Annotated in this window: 17 protein-coding genes and 1 pseudogene; 5 read left to right on the forward strand and 13 right to left on the reverse strand. The window is 33.6% G+C overall.

Annotation, left to right across the window (positions count from 1 at the left end; translation table 11 throughout):
* Positions 1-23 precede the first annotated feature (23 nt).
* Positions 24-1,196 (forward strand): 1-deoxy-D-xylulose-5-phosphate reductoisomerase, encoded by a 1,173-nt coding sequence (gene dxr / locus GOY12_RS01860; RefSeq protein WP_175818378.1) that lies wholly within the window; start codon positions 24-26, stop codon positions 1,194-1,196.
* 4 nt (positions 1,197-1,200) lie between these two features.
* Here dxr and pstB read toward each other — a convergent pair whose 3' ends face one another.
* From pstB to GOY12_RS01890, 6 genes are all read right to left on the reverse strand, one after another.
* Positions 1,201-1,959: a phosphate ABC transporter ATP-binding protein PstB gene (pstB, locus tag GOY12_RS01865; protein ID WP_175818705.1), complete on the reverse strand. Its 759-nt coding sequence runs from the start codon at positions 1,957-1,959 to the stop codon at positions 1,201-1,203.
* Complete coding sequence (gene dapB / locus GOY12_RS01870) at positions 1,956-2,750, reverse strand: 4-hydroxy-tetrahydrodipicolinate reductase (protein ID WP_175818379.1); 795 nt, start codon at positions 2,748-2,750, stop codon at positions 1,956-1,958. Before dapB ends, pstB begins: the two co-directional genes overlap by 4 nt.
* A 296-nt stretch (positions 2,751-3,046) precedes the next feature.
* On the reverse strand, positions 3,047-4,051 hold the full coding sequence (gene holA, locus GOY12_RS01875) for a DNA polymerase III subunit delta (protein WP_175818380.1): 1,005 nt from the start codon (positions 4,049-4,051) through the stop codon (positions 3,047-3,049).
* Between the two features lie 170 nt (positions 4,052-4,221).
* Positions 4,222-5,031: a metal ABC transporter permease gene (locus GOY12_RS01880; protein ID WP_175818381.1), complete on the reverse strand. Its 810-nt coding sequence runs from the start codon at positions 5,029-5,031 to the stop codon at positions 4,222-4,224.
* Position 5,032: 1 nt separating this feature from the next.
* Positions 5,033-5,359 carry an MTH938/NDUFAF3 family protein gene (locus GOY12_RS01885; protein ID WP_246214343.1) on the reverse strand — a complete coding sequence of 109 codons (327 nt, stop codon included), beginning with the start codon at positions 5,357-5,359 and terminating at the stop codon, positions 5,033-5,035.
* A 41-nt stretch (positions 5,360-5,400) separates the two neighbouring features.
* On the reverse strand, positions 5,401-6,267 hold the full coding sequence (locus GOY12_RS01890) for a 4-(cytidine 5'-diphospho)-2-C-methyl-D-erythritol kinase (RefSeq protein WP_175818383.1): 867 nt from the start codon (positions 6,265-6,267) through the stop codon (positions 5,401-5,403).
* An 83-nt stretch (positions 6,268-6,350) separates the two neighbouring features.
* On the opposite strand from GOY12_RS01890, the gene GOY12_RS01895 reads away from it, so the two are divergent.
* The 4 genes from GOY12_RS01895 to GOY12_RS01910 all read left to right on the forward strand — a co-directional run bounded on the left by GOY12_RS01895 (position 6,351) and on the right by GOY12_RS01910 (position 12,861).
* Complete coding sequence (locus GOY12_RS01895; protein WP_175818384.1) at positions 6,351-9,665, forward strand: UvrD-helicase domain-containing protein; 3,315 nt, start codon at positions 6,351-6,353, stop codon at positions 9,663-9,665.
* 811 nt (positions 9,666-10,476) lie between these two features.
* Positions 10,477-10,797: a preprotein translocase subunit SecG gene (gene secG, locus GOY12_RS01900; RefSeq protein WP_175818385.1), complete on the forward strand. Its 321-nt coding sequence runs from the start codon at positions 10,477-10,479 to the stop codon at positions 10,795-10,797.
* Positions 10,797-12,434: a CTP synthase gene (locus GOY12_RS01905; RefSeq protein ID WP_175818386.1), complete on the forward strand. Its 1,638-nt coding sequence runs from the start codon at positions 10,797-10,799 to the stop codon at positions 12,432-12,434. Before secG ends, GOY12_RS01905 begins: the two co-directional genes overlap by 1 nt.
* A 10-nt stretch (positions 12,435-12,444) precedes the next feature.
* On the forward strand, positions 12,445-12,861 hold the full coding sequence (locus tag GOY12_RS01910; RefSeq protein ID WP_175818387.1) for a nucleoside deaminase: 417 nt from the start codon (positions 12,445-12,447) through the stop codon (positions 12,859-12,861).
* Between the two features lie 184 nt (positions 12,862-13,045).
* Here the strand turns inward: GOY12_RS01910 and GOY12_RS01915 are convergent, their stop codons facing one another.
* The 7 genes and pseudogenes from GOY12_RS01915 to GOY12_RS01945 all read right to left on the reverse strand — a co-directional run bounded on the left by GOY12_RS01915 (position 13,046) and on the right by GOY12_RS01945 (position 19,201).
* Positions 13,046-13,189 carry a hypothetical protein gene (locus GOY12_RS01915; protein WP_175818388.1) on the reverse strand — a complete coding sequence of 48 codons (144 nt, stop codon included), beginning with the start codon at positions 13,187-13,189 and terminating at the stop codon, positions 13,046-13,048.
* Positions 13,190-13,607: 418 nt separating this feature from the next.
* Positions 13,608-14,858 carry an MFS transporter gene (locus GOY12_RS01920; protein ID WP_246214345.1) on the reverse strand — a complete coding sequence of 417 codons (1,251 nt, stop codon included), beginning with the start codon at positions 14,856-14,858 and terminating at the stop codon, positions 13,608-13,610.
* A 183-nt stretch (positions 14,859-15,041) separates the two neighbouring features.
* Complete coding sequence (locus GOY12_RS01925) at positions 15,042-16,448, reverse strand: UDP-N-acetylmuramoyl-L-alanyl-D-glutamate--2,6-diaminopimelate ligase (protein ID WP_175818390.1); 1,407 nt, start codon at positions 16,446-16,448, stop codon at positions 15,042-15,044.
* Between the two features lie 16 nt (positions 16,449-16,464).
* Positions 16,465-17,664 carry a cystathionine beta-lyase gene (metC, locus tag GOY12_RS01930; RefSeq protein WP_175818391.1) on the reverse strand — a complete coding sequence of 400 codons (1,200 nt, stop codon included), beginning with the start codon at positions 17,662-17,664 and terminating at the stop codon, positions 16,465-16,467.
* A 6-nt stretch (positions 17,665-17,670) separates the two neighbouring features.
* Complete coding sequence (locus tag GOY12_RS01935; RefSeq protein ID WP_175818392.1) at positions 17,671-17,955, reverse strand: BolA family protein; 285 nt, start codon at positions 17,953-17,955, stop codon at positions 17,671-17,673.
* 30 nt (positions 17,956-17,985) lie between these two features.
* Positions 17,986-18,373 (reverse strand): annotated as a pseudogene (locus GOY12_RS03775) (crossover junction endodeoxyribonuclease RuvC).
* Positions 18,374-19,201, reverse strand: coding sequence for a cytochrome c oxidase subunit 3 (locus tag GOY12_RS01945; RefSeq protein ID WP_175818393.1), 828 nt, complete (start codon positions 19,199-19,201; stop codon positions 18,374-18,376).
* Positions 19,202-19,225 lie beyond the last annotated feature (24 nt).

The following is a 19,225-nucleotide window of genomic DNA, read 5'->3' on the forward strand; positions in this document are numbered from 1 at the left end:
ATAATTAACACGAGTTCATTTTAGTGAAAAGGGTTTCAATTTTAGGATCAACAGGAAGCATTGGAAAAAAAACTGTAGATCTACTATTAAAGAAAAGAAGAAAATATCAAGTAGAAGTACTAAGCACCCACTCGAACTTTGCTTTACTAGCGCATCAAGCAAAATCACTAAGTGCAAAATATGTTGCCATTTCTAATGAAAGGTTTTACAAAGATTTAAAAGAATGTTTACTTGGTACAGGTATTAAAGTAGAAGTTGGTGCCGAAGGTCTAGCAAATGTTGCTTCTTTGCCTATTGATCTCTCAGTTGTTGCAATAGCTGGCATTGCAGGCCTTGAGCCAGTTATGCACATAATAGAAAGTGGCACTAAGGTCATTGCACTAGCGAACAAAGAAAGTATTGTTTGCGGTGGGAAATTACTACTTAAGAAAGCTAAGGAAAAAAATGTACAGATAATTCCTATCGACTCTGAACACAATGCGATTTTTCAAGTTTTACAAAATGATGATAAATGTGTAGAAAAGATTATACTTACTGCTTCTGGCGGACCATTTTTAAACCATAGTCTTGAACAATTAAGAAACGTTATAGTAGATCAAGCATTAAATCATCCTATTTGGAACATGGGAAAGAAAATTTCAATTGACAGTGCTACGATGATGAATAAAGCTCTAGAAATAATAGAGGCACACAGCTTATTTAACATCAGTCCGAATAAAGTTGAAGCAGTAGTACATCCTGAATCGATAATACATGGAGTTGTAGTTTATAAAGATGGTTTCAACTTTGCTGTACTTGCGGAAGCTGATATGACAGTTCCTATTTCATACGCTTTATCTTGGCCAGAAAGGTCAGCTTTAAGTTATAAATTAGATTTAACAAAGCAAAAAAAATTGACCTTCCAAGAGCCTGACTACAAGCGCTTTCCTGCACTAAAGCTTAGCATGGAAGTGCTAAATTCTTCTTTGCCACACATAAATAGTATTGTGCTCAATGCTGCAAATGAAGTAGCCGTGAATGAATTTTTGAAATCACGCATTGGTTTTTTAGGGATAGTAAAAGTGGTAGAATCAACAATAGAAAATTTTGATAATTATATCAATATCAGTTCACTACCTGATATAATAAATATTGATCATGAAAGCCGTGTTATCGCTAAAGGAATTATTGCGTGTAAAACCCTTACGTATAGCTAGGAATTCAATGATCTAAAATATACTCTTTTGTTAAGGATGAGCTAGCATTTTCGAATATTTCTCTGACGCTCCCAGATTCAATAATTTTTCCATTATGAAAGAAAATTACGCTATCAGATAACTTTTTAGCCTGCTTCATTGAATGAGTTATCATAATTATGGTGAATCTTAACTTTAACTCTTGTATAAGATTTTCGATCGCATTAGTTGCCATTGGATCAAGCGCAGAGCACGGTTCATCCATCAATAAAATAGTTGGTCTTACTGCAATTGCGCGAGCAATGCACAGCCTTTGTTGTTGACCGCCAGATAAGGCTAATGCACTGTCTCGCAATCTATCTTTCAGCTCTTCCCATAAACTAACCTTGGTTAAACTATTTTCTACTATTTCATCTAATTTCCCTTTATTTTTTACCATACCATGTAATTTAGGCCCATAAGCAACATTATCATATATTGACTTTGGAAAAGGATTTGGTTTTTGAAATACCATGCCGACTTTTGCTCTAAGCAATACAACATCCATATCACGTGAATATATATTACCTAGTCCATCGATAATCAATTCACCAATAACTTTACATCCTGGTACATAATCATTCATACGGTTAAAACAACGTAAAAACGTCGATTTACCGCACCCAGATGGCCCAATAAAAGTAGTAACTTCTCTTTTACGAATATCCAAATTTATATCGAACAAAACTTGTTTAGAGCTATACCAAAGATTTAAATTTTTCACAGAAGCACATGTGTCACTCATATTACACTCTGCATCGAATAGAGACCTGGAGTTTCTCTCTTGTTCTCGTATAGCCATATTGCTGCTTGAATAGCACCTCTAGCAAACGCTGTGCGATCAATTGCTTTGTGATTTAACTCTACCCGTTCATCAGAATTAACAAACATTACGCTATGATCCCCTATTACCCCACCTCCACGAGACACTGCAAAACCTATTTCACCTTTTTCTCTTACATTTGAACTATTTAGTAAATATTGATTGAACTTGAAATCCCTTTTTGAAGCGTGAGCAATTGCTCTTCCAAGCTCTATGGCTGTTCCAGATGGCGAACCTTTTTTTAAGCTATGATGCATTTCCCAAATCTCAGCGTCGTATTTATTACCCAAAAGCTCAGCAGCCTTTTTTACCAATTTCAGCAACACATTAACCCCAACACTCATATTTGCTGACCACAATATCGGAATCTCAGCAGCGTACTCTTTTAAATTAACATTTTCTACTCCAGTTGTTCCACTTACCATCGGCTTTCTAAATTTTACAGCTGCCTTGAGACAAGCTAACATACACTCTTCAGTTGTAAAATCTATTATAACATCGGATAACTCAAATATATCACTAATGGAACTTGTAATTTTGATTCCTAAAATAGAACCGTGGCCTATAATTGGTCCAATATCTGAACCTATGTATTTACTACCAGAACGGGTAACAGCACCTGCTATCTCTACTTTAGTATCTGTAATCAATTCACTAAGTATTTTTTTGCCCATCCTGCCTAAGCAGCCTATCACTCCAACTCTGATCTTCATAAAGCTTTTTATATTAACATTAGACCTTTTTTAAAATTTTGTCATTCTTGTAAGCTATAACTCAGACCTACTCACAACTCAAAATGAGTATATATCTTATTAAGCTGCATGCCAAGTTACTCTGCTTTTTTTTCGTTGTTAAATATATGATTATTCTTTGTAAGATTAGATGCATGCTTTCTTAAACCTATCACTTCAGCAGTTAAATTTTAGTATGTCGTTGTTATTACAATCTCCAAAACATCAAACATATCTATACTTTTGCCTAACTATATCCAGTAAAATTATAAGAAAAATTAGGACACAACACCAGCCATTTGCAGGGTATGTTGAAAAATCATTCTATGATCTAAATCAGCTGTTTTACAGGTAATTTCTAAGCTTATTAGCTCTTCTATAACCTTCTTGAGGTCTGAAAGTTGAAAAACTTTTAGATGAGATTTAAAACTTTTTAATTGCTTAAAGAACATTGGAGGACTCAGCTGGTCAATTGCGGTTTGTTCACTCATTCCACCCTGGATTAACAGTAAAACGTTCTCAAGATGTAAGAAATAATTTAATATAATACGAATTAGTGCTATCGGTGAAAAATTTTCTTGTAGTATTAATATATCAGAAACTTTAATGAATCGCTCCATATCTTTATTTACTATAGCAGAGCACAGGCTATCAAGTGTAACATAATCATTACTAGAAGTTGAAAGGCACAGCTCTATATCAGTATAGTCAAGATCTTTTCTTTTTCCTAGATATAAAACTAATTTCTCAAGCTCTGAATATATAGACAACTTGCTACAATTAAGGTAAGATTGCAGATGATAGATCACTTCATTTGTGTATTTTATACCATTTCGGTCTAAGTAATCTGATATTATATCGCAAGGGTTACTATTGCTATACCTATAGCAAGCAATGACACCAAAAATTTTTGAGCTTTCCATATAACTTTTGGTTATAGAATGACATGGAAGATCACTTGCTACCATCACTATATAATGACTACCTGTATTACGGTCCAACACGTTTTTTAACTCTTTAGATATACTCCCACTTACATTTGTCAGCTTAATTAATTTCTTGTTAGCAAACATCGAAATATTTGCCAGCTCAGAAAACAATAAACCAGGAGATTTATCCACGATTGTAAAGTCCATCACTTGAACTGAATATTCACTTAAACCAGCAATTACTTCTCGCACGAAAAAATCCACTTTGCTATTATCACTTCCATAAATTAATACACCCCTCAAAGTATCAGGTTTCTCTAGAAATTTTTTGATCTTAAATGGCGTAATCCTCATATCCTTTATATAATATAATTTTCACTTAAGCATAAGAATGTTTAAGAACTCTGAACTTTCTTGCACTTAGATATGTATTTAAAAAAAATACCCTTTTTCGATTATATTACTTACTCAAAGCAACCATAATAATACAGCTATAAGCAAGCTATTAATAAACTAAAACGGAATTAAGCGAATTTATTTAATACTAACCTCACAAAATAAGCAATAATTAAGTATGTAGCTGCAACAAGTATAATTGTAGGTCCTGTTAATAAATCAAAACTTACAGATAACATCAAACCTGATATTCCAGAAATCACAGAAAAACCTGTTGCAACAACAACCATCTGTACTGGAGTTTTTGAGATAAGCCTTGCAGACGAAGCTGGTATCAATAAAAATGCAGCAACGAGCAATATTCCTATTAATTGGGCAGACACTGCTATAAATATAGCAAGAGTAATCAAGAATTCTAGCCTAACCAAACTCACGTTTACTTTCTCAACTATTGCCAAATCTTGATTGATCGAAATCATTAGCCAGTAACGCCATCTAAACGCTAATATCAGAGTAACTACTGCTGAGATTAGGAAAATTAATACTATATCATTCTGTTCCAATGTTAATATATCACCAAACAATGAACTAATAATGCTACTATTGCTCGACGGGAGAAAGGACATCAATATTAAACTTGATGATAAAACTACATTAGTAACGATATTTAATATCGCATCAACAGAGTATAATCTATTAAAATTAAGGGAAAGCATTATTGCAAAAACAATTGCTATAAGCATTATGCTAATTGATGGACTGATCCTAAAGATTAAAGCCAGTGCAACACCAAGTAACGAAGAATGTGATAAGCTATCACCCAAGTACGATAATCTTTGCCATATCATAAACGACCCTAACGTACCTGTTACTAGGCTAATTATAACTATTGCAGTTAGACTATTAATAAAAAAGCCTTGCGTAAATATTTCAAACATACTACATTACCTTTGAGGCAAGTAACAATAAGTCTGCTTCAGATACCAGAATATTACGTTCTCTGCCTGCTATACCAGTTGTCATAAACTCTAAATTTAAGCCTTTTTGTTCTATAAGGTAAGCTTTAACTAAAGTATTCGTCATCTTACATATTTTACCAGTGCCTATTAATAAAACCTTTACTTCCTTTATTAAAAAAGATACAAAATGTCCTCTGCTATTTACACCACTCTCTTTAAGCTCAATCACCTTTTTAGGAAAAACTATAATCAAGCTACAATATTCTTGATTATTTACTAATAACTTTCCTACTTCATAATTATTCATAAAGTTTTTACTCTGAGAATTAAAGGGATTACATTTATAAATCAAACTATTAACTGAGTGCCGCATACCCACCATTCTGGCTGCTTTTCCCTGATATTCACTGCAGCAGTTTTCGCATTTTTTTCACTATCAAATACTCCAAAACATGCTACTCCACTGCCTGACATTCGAGATAGCACAGAACCTTTTTGTGACTCCAATGCTAATATCACATCCTTGATCTCAGGTACAAGACTTACCGCTATTTCTTGAAGGTCATTTCTAGTTTCTTTAAGAAGTTCCAATATATCTTTTTCAACATCATCGTTCCATTTAATTGGTTCAGAAAAATCTCCCTTATATTTTGAAAATACTTCTGGCGTACTCAAAAATCTTTTTTTTGGTTTCACAAGCACCACATTTCTAGGCAAAGAAAATTTTTTTATGGGATACAACTCTTCACCAATACCTCTAACCAAAACTGGCTTATTATCTATACTTGCGGGAACATCAGCACCAACGCTTATAGCTATTTCATTTAAAATTGACCTGTCAATCCGCCACAATTTCCCTAGCGTACGTATCACAGCTCCAGCATCTGAAGAACCGCTCCCTAGACCCGCAGCAGTTGGCACATTTTTTACAACTTTTATAACAACCTTAGTACGTACAGGAGCATATCTAAGCAGTAAGTTAACTGCTCTCATTACGGTATTGTACCTACTACTTATCTTGAGCTCAGAATTTATGAATTCAACTGTAGAATTATCATACTTGAAATCCTTTTCACCTACCCTTATCTCCAAGAAATTAGAAAGATTAGCAAAAACAAATAAGCCTTCAACTAAATGATATCCTATTTCTTTTTTTTCTACAATATGCAAGAAAAGATTAATCTTTGCAGGAGCCTTTACACAAAAACTTTTCATTTGTATATCTTCACTAACACTACTTTTACAGTATATTTTACGATGCCATTTTAGTCAAACTTTATACAATTTCTACACTTCTAATGAGATTAGATATTATAAATCCCAATTTTTCTGTGTGGGTAAACGCATCTGCTGGTGCAGGCAAAACAAAAATCTTAATAGATAGAGTATTAAGACTTTTATTAGAAAATAAGAGAAATATTCTCTGCTTAACATTCACCAATGCTGCAGCAAATGAAATGGAGGGTCGCATTCACAACATACTGAGTAAGTGGGCCATGTGTTCGAATAGTGAATTAATTGCATCTTTAGAGCAATTAGGTCTCTCCTTACTGTCACTTAAGTGCCACCATTCACCATTCCAGGATCCAATACTAAAATCCAAAGAAAATAAAGTATCTGATCATTATATAATCCGAGCAAGAAGGCTTTTTTCTGAATTGGAAAATTTGGGCTTAACTATACAGACCATACATGCTTTTTGTTACAAATTAATCTCCAACTTCCCTATAGAAGCTGGCATCTCTCCAAATTATATGCTGAGTGAGTGCAAAGAATTACATTCTATAGCATTCAAAAAAACGCTTTACAACGAAGCCGTGCAAGATAGTATAGACTCTATTGCAGCAGAAATTGATGAAAATAAACTGCGCGATTTACTTTACACTTTATGTGTAAGAAGGCCATTACCAGCAACTGATTTAGAATATATAAAAGATAAACTTGGTGTTCCAGATGAAGTTCATGACCTAGCAAACGAGACGATTAGGTATATAGAAAGGTTATCTGAAATATTAAGCAATGGCGGTAAAAGAGAGCGAAGTTATAGTGTCATACTCTCCAATTGGTGTAGCGGCACAAAAACATCTGCCACCCAAGCAACTAATACTAAAATACAGGAAAAAAAGGATGTAGATTTTAAGGTAATGTACTGGAATACCAAAATAGAAAATTTAGCTAAGATATTTTTAAAATCAGAATCTTATGAAAAAAAAAGCATATCATCTATAATAACAAAAGGCATCTTAGAGAAATTCAAAGATGCAGAATGGATAGTAAAGAATATTCAGAATATAGTATTTACTTATACAAGAGATATTAACTCCTATAAAATATTCAAGAGAACTAGCAACTTACTTAACATATTCAAAGTGTACACTGACTTATATAACAGTGAAAAATCAAAAAATGCATTACTCGACTACAACGATATAATCGACTTAGCAACAAATCTTCTAAGTAATCCAGAGTATAAAGATTGGGTATTGTTTAACTTAGATCAAAAAATAGATCACATTCTTATTGATGAAGCACAAGATAATAGCATTGATCAATGGAAAATTATAATAAATCTCTGTGACAAATTCTTTACCAGTGGTGAAGAAAAACGAACCCTGTTTGTTGTTGGCGACATAAAACAATCTATTTACAGATTTCAAGGGGCAAATCCCTATCTATTTAATCACATGCAACAATACTTCTATACAAAAACTGGTAACAGAAACTGGATATCATGCCAACTTAAAAAATCATTTCGCTCAGCTCCAGAAATTCTAGCATTTGTAGATAAAATATTCAACAACTTTTGCAAAGAGATATCCTTTATTGATAGTGAAATAAAACATACTCCAAACAGAAAAAATGATCAAGGGTATATTGAAATTTGGCCACTATTACCAAGCCTCAAAGAAGAAAAACAGCAGACTTTACAAATTCATTTAACAGATAAAAAAGATTACATAATGTTAGACCGCCTGCTTGCTCAATCAATAGCTCAAAAAATTCACAACTGGTTAAGCAAAGGGCGAATCTTAGTTGCTAAAGATCGCCATATAGAACCAAGAGACATTATGATCTTAGTACGGCAAAGAAATGTGTTAGTTGATTATATAGTGAGCGAGCTTAAAAAAGCAAAAGTGCCGGTTATAGGGCGAGACTATTTTAAGATTATGGACTATATAGTTATACAGGATTTAATAGCTTTAGCCGAATTTTTACTCCTTCCTACAAATGATTTAGCTCTTGCGAATGTTTTAAAATCTCCACTATTTAACTTTACTGAAGATGATTTATTTAGCATTGCATATGATCGTAAAGAACAGTCGTTATGGGAAAGACTTCATAATTATTGCTGGATTGTCTATAGTGAATTAAACTATCTTATCAACTTATCTCGTATAGAATCACCTCTTACATTGTTCACACATATAATACACACAGGCAAGAAGAAATTTGCTGCAAGACTTGGTACTGAGTACTTCGAAGTCTTAGATGAGTTTATAAACCTTGTGTTAAAATTTGAAAACCTATCCCTTCAAGCATTTATTCAATGGATCAAAGAAAATAATCCAGAAATTAAAAATGATACACAATTAAAGCGCAATGCTGTGCGGATAATGACAATCCACAAATCAAAAGGCCTGCAAGCTCCTATAGTATTCTTAGTTGATACAAATACGGTACCAAGAAACAATGAGAACATTATTTTTGATATAATGGAAGCACCATTTTGGTGTGGAAAGGATACTAACATTCATTGTGACCAAGTAAAGAGAGAGAGGAAAATGGAGGACTATAATGAATATTTACGTTTGCTATATGTAGCACTTACTCGCGCTGAAGATGAATTATATATTTTAGGTAAAGAGCCAGTACAAAAAGGTTCTTGGTATGATCTGCTTACTAAGCAGCAAGAGCTATATGAAAAGAAACAAGCTTGGTTACAGCCGATGTTTAAAGAAAAAGTTAAAGTACTATGTGTAAACGCAAACTACCCTTATATTTGTAAAAAACTTGATCATTTCGATGTTTCAGTGATTTCTCTCCCGCCAACTCTGGCAACATTATTCCAAGAATCTAAAAAGAAAGAAGAAGAATCAGTGTCAACTGTTTACTCTTCTCCATTTCAGCACGTAATCCCAGAATACGGAGAAAAGAGCGCTGAAATGACAGACGGTTATACAAGAGGCCTAATAATCCACAGTATATTGCAATATATACCTAAGATAGAAAAAGATAGAAGAAAAAATTGGATTAGAAAGTACCTTGATAATATAAACACTAGAGAAAAAAAAGACGAGATCTATAGCAAAATATTAGCCTTTAATGAAAAATATGATTACCTATTCAACTTAGAAGGTAAATCAGAAATTATGCTAAGTGGAATGATTGATGGCAAACCAGTACTAGTACGACTGGATAGGTTATGCATAACGCAGGATAAAGCAATTATCATTGATTACAAATCACACCGTAATACTTCTACTTCTTCGTTAAATGAAATAAAAAAAAAGATGTTAACTTATAAAGCCCTAGTACAAGCAGTATATCCGAATAAGCAGGTAGAGTGTGTGGTTATTTGGATAGAAGACTTAACCCTACAATCTGACTTTTGATGAAACCTGGAATACTATTTGCCAATTGATATACATGCATCACCTTCTTTTGAACATTCATAGTACAAACTTGAGACTAGTATTTCCTCCACATATATTAAAGAGCATAGTATATATTGATATACAAAAAAAACTGTTCATTTTTTGGCTCAGCCATCTTAGGTAAAAAGTACGTCAAAAAGGAGAATTATGTAAAATACATTTATAGATATATTGATACTTAGAGGCTGTTCATCTCTTGTTTAGATGGTTGTGAAACATTACAGTACTGTTTAATATTTCAACATAAAGAGAAGTTCAATATATTGAATCAGCATTTTAGAGGTCTTCCGCTATTAGACCGATACTTTTACCTATATATAAGGTAAAAACGAAAAATCTTCTTTATTGAAGCTTCTTATACTTATTTTTAATAATCAAGTAACTCAGGTATTAATTATAAGCAGGTTTTTTATCTCCTTTTTTTCATATGAAAGACAGCAGGTATAAATGTATCGTTGACTCTATTACTATTTTATAGCACTTTCAAATAAAACTACCTTCTACACACTGAACATAAAACATAGCTTAAGACTTTGTAACCAAGCAATAGTTGTTCATTACCTAACGATAATTTTTTCTTTTAGGAGTTCTCTACATCCTTTTGTAATCCTTCACTATAATAAATCACTTGCTGCGCATCATTTTACAATAAGAAATGAGATTATCAAATAAGATAATCAATAAGTTTCTTTATTATTTAAAGATACCGATAAAAACTTGACTTACATACTTTACGCCTCTAAAATTCTTATTTTAAGTCTTACTTATAATGTCAATAACAGTATTAAGTGTATTACAAATAATATTGGTTATCGTTCTAGTAATCTTAGTGCTTTCACGTCCGCCTGGAAGTAGCTCGTTGAGTGGTTTTAGTAACTCACAACATGGACTCAATTTGATGATTTCAGTGAAACCTCCCATAAATCTGCTCAGCAAAGTAACTGCTATAGTTGTTGGCCTATTTATAGCAAACACACTACTATTATCAGGATTGTGTTCAAAAAATGTACATAGAAAGTCAATTGCAGAAAGAATCATATCAGAAAATAAACAAGAAAATAAGTTTACTTCCGTTCCTTTTGAAGATTAATGAAGAAGGAAGCTAAATTTATCTTTGTAACAGGTGGAGTAGTTTCATCCTTAGGTAAGGGCTTAGTCGCTTCAAGCGTAGGTACGCTTCTTCAAGCTTATGGCTTTAAAGTACGTATTAGAAAACTTGACCCATATTTAAATATTGACCCTGGAACAATGAGTCCAACTCAGCATGGAGAGGTGTTCGTTACTGAAGACGGTGCAGAAACTGATTTAGATCTTGGACATTATGAACGTTTTACTGGAATGAAAGCAACCAAAGATGATAATATAACAACTGGTAAAGTATATCACGAGTTATTGAAGAAAGAGAGGCGTGGTGATTATTTAGGTAAAACTGTACAAGTTATTCCTCATGTAACAGATCTGATAAAATCATTTATTTTTAACGGTACAGAAGGTTTAGATTTTATAATATATGAAATAGGTGGAACTGTAGGTGATATTGAAAGCCAACCGTTTTTAGAAGCTATACGTCAAATCAGCTACAAGCTCGGGAAACAAAGAGTTATTCTTATTCACCTGACCCTAGTACCATACTTAACTGCAGCGCAAGAACTAAAGACAAAACCAACACAGCATTCAGTTCGAGAGTTAAATTTTGCGGGGTTACAACCAGACATTATACTATGTCGTAGTGAAAAGAAAACTTCCGATAATCAAAAAAGGAAAATAGCCAATCTTTGTAATGTCTCTTTATCTAATGTAATACCTGCTCCTGACGTGAACCATATATATGAGTTACCAATTTTATATAATCAATATGGACTTGGTACACAAATTCTGGAACACTTTCATTTAAGTAAACCACAACCAAGCTTAACTGAATGGAAGCAAATAGTACTTTCTATGAAAAAGTCAACACAGGAAGTCACTGTATCTATAGCAGGAAAATATACCGAATTTCCTGACGCATATAAATCACTGGTCGAAGCATTAAATCATGGTGCAATTAGAAATAAAGTTAGAGTGAAAATAAACTGGGTTAACTCAAGAGAGAAAAGCAAAGAACTTATTAATGAAAAATCCATAGAAAAAAAGCTAAGGAACTCCCATTCAATCCTCGTGCCAGGAGGATTTGGCGATGATGGAGTAGAGGGCAAAATATTGGCAATAAGCTATGCCCGCACGCATAATATCCCATTTCTTGGAATATGCCTTGGCATGCAACTTGCAGTCATTGAATTCGCTCGCAATGTCATTAAGCTTGAGGATGTACACTCTGAAGAATTTTATACCTGTAAGCACCCGATTATTAAGCTAGCCGGTAGTAAAAACATTAATGTTGGTGGAACTATGAGACTTGGAGCATATAAATGTAATGTAAGCCCAAATTCCAAAATGGCAGATGTATACGGTAATACCACTATCTTGGAAAGGCATAGGCACAGATACATAATTAATTTAGATTACAAAGATGATTTAGAAAAAAATGGTTTGACATGCAGTTGTATATCAGAAGATGGAACATGCATAGAAGCAGTAGTGCTAGAAAGTCATCCTTGGTTTATCGGTGTGCAATTTCATCCAGAATTTCAATCAAAGCCGTTTTCCCCTCACCCTCTTTTTATATCCTTTATTAAAGCAGCAATTAATAAAATTAAAAGAAAGAAGACCAACAGAGAAAGTGTTTAAATATCGATATATGGAGCTTGCAGTAGAACAAGCAAAACTTGCTCACAAAAATGATGAAGTTCCTATAGGAGCTGTAATAGTCAGTGGAAGCAACATAGTCTCTTCCACACATAACATATACAATGATCCAACTGCACATGCAGAGATATTAGTAATCAGACAAGCATGCAAATTGCTTTCAACACCAATACTCTCCGATGTTGATATGTATGTAACATTAGAGCCATGTCCGATGTGTGCTCAAGCCATCTCTTTTGCAAGAGTTAGAAGAGTATACTTTGGAGCTTATAATCCTAAAGGTGGAGGAATCGAAAACGGTGTTAGGATATTTCAATTTTGCAGCCATGTTCCTGAAGTTTATGGCGGGATATTAGAAACAGAATGCTCTTCTTTGTTAAAGGATTTTTTTAAGAAATTAAGAACTTAGTTTAGACATATTAATTATTATCGAATTTCTTCATCACTCCAGTGCACTAGGTTAAGTTAATTGGTGAGTGTCTTTCAATTTTATAATTTTCAATCTCGCTATTAGATGATTCTGTTAACTTAGTAATAGTAACAATGTTAATTACTACTTCAGTTTTTCCTTTCTCTACATTGGTTCATATAGGTTACCTTTCTACCTTCATCAAGTCTTTGCTAAGGACAGCTTCCTCTTTATATAGGCTCATTATCCTTTCCCCATACACCACTGTCCTCTTCATTCCAATAAACTTATCTAATTCACCATACACTTGCTTTATTATTACTAACAACTCCTCTGCATCTTTTTTAAAAGATGCACCAGCACCATACTAGCTTATTAACTATTCTACTTTATCTTTAAGAAACTTAGGTAGCCTAATGAATACAAATTGAAAACCTTGTAAGCCATGTTTATCAGTTTTATAATCTTAAAAATAAAACACAGCCCAAGGTTTAATAAAAAAGCTACCCAGAGGAACATCAGCAACGTAATACCGAGTACATTTTTTTTAAGCTTCCTTACAAGAAAAACTCTTCTTTGAACATCAGGTTTAATCTTAAACCTAGGAATCTTAAAAAAAAGTCATAACAAATCAGCTCAAAAAGCATTAACAATAATAATATAACATTTTCTAGAAACAATCCAATCACATCCTTTGACTCACAATTTAAAGCTCAACTTAACATATATGGTTTACACCAGAACTTTTACCAATCGCATTTTTTGTCTTGTGGCTTTATTTGCAATATTGCCACTAAACCTACTAATAAACAGAAAACTATATAAAGCCCAGCTGCAAAGTTTACTTGAGGAAATGTGATAGTAAACCAAGTGCATATCATAGGAGTAAACCCACCATGAAAAGCAAAAGAGATGTTGCGTGATAAACTTACTCCACTAAACCTAACAGTGGTGGGAAAAAGTTCAGATGCAACTATCCCTATAGGGCTTATACCCTTCTCTATTACAGAAAGAACCATTATACTAAGCATAATTATAAGATAACTTTTATAATAGTAGGCAATAAATAATATAGGACAACATAGCACCATTGTAATCACTATAAATAAAATCGCAGTGCGTTCTTTACCTATTCTATCAGCTAACATTCCAAGAACTATTGCAAATATTGGCATTAGTATACTGGTTATAATCAACACAATCTCATTGATATATGTTGTGACATACGTTTTAACTGATATTGTCTCTTTTGCAAGAGTTCGAAGGAATATGGTGAATCCAACAGTAACATTAACGGGCACGGATATTAAAACAGCAAGTATAAGAGCTCTTTTATAGTGCTTTACAAGCTCTATTATTGGTAAGTCTGGTAGACTTCTTTGCTTTTGGTTCTTTTCATACTCCAGAGTCTCTTCTAATATATATATACTATATGTACTAATTAACCCTAGAACAGCTGAAAAAGTGAACGGCAATCTCCAACCCCAAGTATTAAAATCAGTGTTTTTTTTGCAGATGATTACTACCACGACAGAAAGCAGAATACCAATAGAGCGACCTAAACTTGTCATTCCACAAAATACCCCTAGCTTTTTCTTATCAGATAAATGCTCTATTAAATAAACAGAACTGCCTCCCTGTTCAGCACCGAACGCAATTCCTTGCGTTACATGAATTGCAAGAAGCAATATAGTAGAAGTTATACCTATTTGACTATAACTTGGAATAAACGCAATGAGACTAGATGGAATTGCTATCAGCAAGATAGCAATCATCAATGCCATTTTCCTTCCATACCTATCACCAATATGACCGAATGCAGATGCGCCGAGCGGTCTCACCATTGCACCTAATCCTGCAATTCCAAATAATTGCAATATATTATAATAAATATCCTTTGCAGAACAAAATTCTCTACTGATTACATTAACCAGATCAATAAAGAGCATATGATCATACCATATTGTAATTTTACAGAGTATTGTTGCCAACAACATTTTTGTTTGCTGATTACACACCAAGTTCAATTTATAAATATTTGCTTATTTAATTGTGGCTGCTTTTTAGAATTTAGTAAAGCTACAACCTTAGGTTGTAAGATTAACTTTTTGTTATTGTATGTAATAATGAGATCATTAAAATTTAGAGGGTAGAGTCAAGAAGTAAGCCCATTGCAAAAATCAATATGGTAAAGTACAGTTTTTAACAACTTCAACATCACTGAATTTAAAAGTTTGGCCATTTACAATCTGTGATCTTTCATGCCCTTTCCCTGCAATCAGCAGGACCATATCTTGATTATAGGAAATATCCATACCTTTTTCTATAGCTTCTTTCCTGTCCTCTATCTCTAGTGCACCAGAACAATGTAACAAAATATCACGGCGAATTTCTGTTGGATTTTCGTCACGAGGATTATCATTTGTAACTATAACTCTTTCTGCATACATTTGCGCTATTTTACCCATTTCTGCGCGTTTTGCCTGATCACGATTACCACCACAACCAAAAACTAAGATTACCCTTTTGCTGAAGTGCCATTTTAAAGACAATAGCACTTGCTCAAGTGCACTTGGAGTATGTGCGTAATCTACAAACACAAAAGGTTTTACCTTTTCCATCCTTCCTGGTGGAGAAACTAGTTTATCTATACACATTTTTTTGTAACTCAACCCAGACGAGATAGCTATACCGATTGCACACATCAAATTACACGCTTGAAATTGTCCTAAGACTGGAAAAAACACATCATAAACTTCATTATCAACTCTAATTGTTAGATATTGACCATCTTGTGCTGGTACTTGCTTTATTAAGGTAATATTAGAACCTTTTTTCCCATAAGTTATAACTTTGTTACCACGTTTTTCAGCTATCTTAAGCAATGCATAGCATTCATCTATACTTGCATTTAAAATTACTGTTTTTTCTTTTGGTAGTATCTCACAAAATAACCTTTTCTTAGCCCTAAAATATTCACTAATATCCTTATGATAATCTAAATGATCTTGCGAGAAATTTGTAAAAGCTGCAGCAGTTAACCCAAGCCCATGAATTCTGTACTGATCAATCCCATGACTTGAAGCCTCCAGTACTAAGTGCTCTATGTTTTTACTACTCATATCACATAATGTTGCATAAAAATCATCTGCATCCGGAGTGGTAAGGTTATTATAATTAGCTTCCCTTTTATTATTGATACACGTTCCAAGTGTTCCAATAGACACTGAATCATAGCCAGCATTTTGCCAGATTTGGCGGCAAAACTCTACTACTGAAGTCTTGCCATTCGTACCTGTTACAGCAGCAACACATTTAGGCTGCTTAAATTGATAAAACCTGCTAATTATTTTGCTGTATGTTTCTTGAGGGTTTGGGTGAAAAATATAGATCCGAGAGTTACATGATGCTACAAAATCTGCCATTATTACTGAAGTTTTTACATCACCTACATACTTCTTACTTTCTTTTGATACACAAACAAAAAGGTAACCCTCTTTGACTTTCTTAGGGTTACAGGTAACACCTTCGATTTCAATATCAAAAGTAACATCAACAATGTTATAAAGTAAATCCCTCAATTTCATGTTCTACTTTATCAGCTTAAAGATCTAAACATGGTAACCTAGCTAGTGCTGCATCTAAATCAGAAATTAAATCTTCAGGATCTTCTAACCCACAAAATATTCGTACGAAACTTCCACCATAATCTGAACGCATTACAGACCTTGGCATAGATTTATGATCTACCGGTAACATCAAACTATCACACCCTCCCCAAGAAGCACCAATACTAAAAATCTTCATATGATCAACCATACAACTGAGCTCTTTATATGAATATTCTCTATCTAGTACTATACTGAATACGCTGCTTGCTCCTTTAAAGTAACTTTTCCACAATTCATGCTGAGGGTGAGAATGAAGCGCCGGATATAAAACCTTTTTAATTTTTGGGTGCTCCTCTAGCCATTTTGCTACCTTCATTGCCGTACTTTGATGCCTTTTTATACGTGTATACAATGTCCTGAGTCCTCTGTGTGCAAGATAACAATCATGCGACTGAACAGTCACTCCATAATTCTTGTAGCTCTCATAAAGTAATTCAAAAACCTCACCTTCAGCAATAACAGCTCCCATCAATAAATCTGAGTGACCAGCTATATACTTTGTAACCGCATACAGAGCAACATCAATTCCATAATCAAGCGGTTTAAATAACAAAGAAGTGGCCCATGAATTGTCACAAACGGTTATGATTTCATGCTCCTTAGCAACTTTTACTATATGTTCTACATTTGAAATTTCAAACGTCACAGAACCTGGAGTTTCAATCATTATCAATGCAGTATTACTACGAATCAAACTAGTTATACTCTCCGTTGGATCATAAAAAGTCACTTTTACTCCTCTTTTTGGCAGTTCACTTTCAACAAATCTCCTAACTCGATAATAACTATTATCTTGAACCAAAATATGTGAACCTGCTTTAGCAAAAGTTAGAATAACAAAGGTAAGCACAAACAGTCCAGAAGGGTAGATTAATGCTTGTCCCCTACCTTCAACTTCAGCAAGAGCACTTGAAAGGTAGTGAACGGTAGGAGTACCAACATTACTATAACTATAATCCCTTAATACACCATCATTGATTACATCATATATACTCTTCCCGTTTGCTGCATCTAAGTAGTCCTTATAGGTAGGAAATAATATAGTAGAAGAATGATAAATTGGCGGATTCATAGAACCTTTGTAATCATTAAATTTTCTCCCTGCTTTCACCAATAAAGATTCTTCTTTCACACTTTATTACCTATTTTTTGAACTGTATTCACTTTGCGTATAGAAATGAAGAGAAATTGCATGTATCAGCTCTATCTCACTTCTTAGTAACCCATAAATCAATCTATGACGTTTGAAGGTGCTCATTCCAACAAAGCTATTGGATATCAATATCAACCTAATATGTGAAGGTAATGCTGAAGATGAAGCAAAATAGTGACCTGCATGCTCTACAGACTCATCGATAATATCAATATTAATCACATCTATTGAGTTTCTTATTTTTTCTTCTATTGTTTCAATGATACCCATACTATCAGAGTGCTGAACCTCATACAAAAGCTATTCAATAAAATCAGAACTTCGTATAGCATGACAAACTGCTATAGCAAGTGCATCAGCAGCATGGTGACATTTTATATTTAAGTTGTCAACCACCTGACTCACCATAAACATAACTTAATCTTTATTAGCACGGTCATTTACAGTTAGCTCCACCACTTCTAACACTAAAATTATGATCACTTCTAGATATCTTAAAGCCAGTGAAGATTTTGGATTTTTACTGACGAAAAAACTTCTACACCTCAGCTTAGCTTGGAAAATATACAGTTTACTGCCGGTCAACATAGTGTCACTACCCAAAAATTTGATACTACTTCCTTCATTTAAATTGACACTAACCTACCAGTCTTATTTATTCCCGAATTAGACCTATTATTTTAACCATTTAACAAACACTTAACCAATACACAAACACAAATACAAATATCCAGATTATATCTATAAAGTGCCAATACCAAGAGGCAAACTCAAAGCACAAATGATCTCGAGATGTAAATTGATCCCTCTGCGCTCTAAACAAACACACTAACAAGAATATTATTCCTATTACAACATGCATGCAGTGAAACCCAGTAATTAAATAAAAATTGGATGCATAAATTAACTTTTCTCCTGTCTCTTGTAGAGAAAAACATGCCTCATGATACTCTATTGCTTGCACTATTGTAAAAAATACCCCAAGCAGTATAGTTATGGACAACATTTTAACCGTGCTCTCTTTATCATCCTTAAGTAAAAAGTGGTGCGCAGAGGTAATTGTTGTACTAGAAAGTAATAACACTAATGTATTCATAAATGGCAATGACCACGGATTAAGCGGTAAAATCCCCTTAGGAGGCCATTTAACTCTATCTGTAGGGGAAAATGCCTCAAACAAAAAAACTGGGTCGAGCCAAGCTTTAAAGAATGAACAAAAGAACACTGCAAAAAACATAATTTCTGAAAGGATAAATAAATACATTGCAACCTTGAGTCCATGCTTTACAATTGCAGTATGACATTTATCGTAAATGGCTTCTTTTATTACATCTTTCCACCAACAAAACAACACTCCTGATATTGCAGAGATTCCTAAAACTAAACTAAATACTCCAGAAACTTGTTTACGGAACGTGCCAACCAACCCGAGTACAAAAACAAGAATTGCCGCTGATATAATAATTGGCCAAGGACTTGGATCCACTAAATGAAAATTATGCTCTTTACTTCCCATACTACTTTCAAAAATAAATACCAA

Source organism: Wolbachia endosymbiont of Dirofilaria (Dirofilaria) immitis (genome assembly GCF_013365455.1).
GTDB lineage: Bacteria > Pseudomonadota > Alphaproteobacteria > Rickettsiales > Anaplasmataceae > Wolbachia.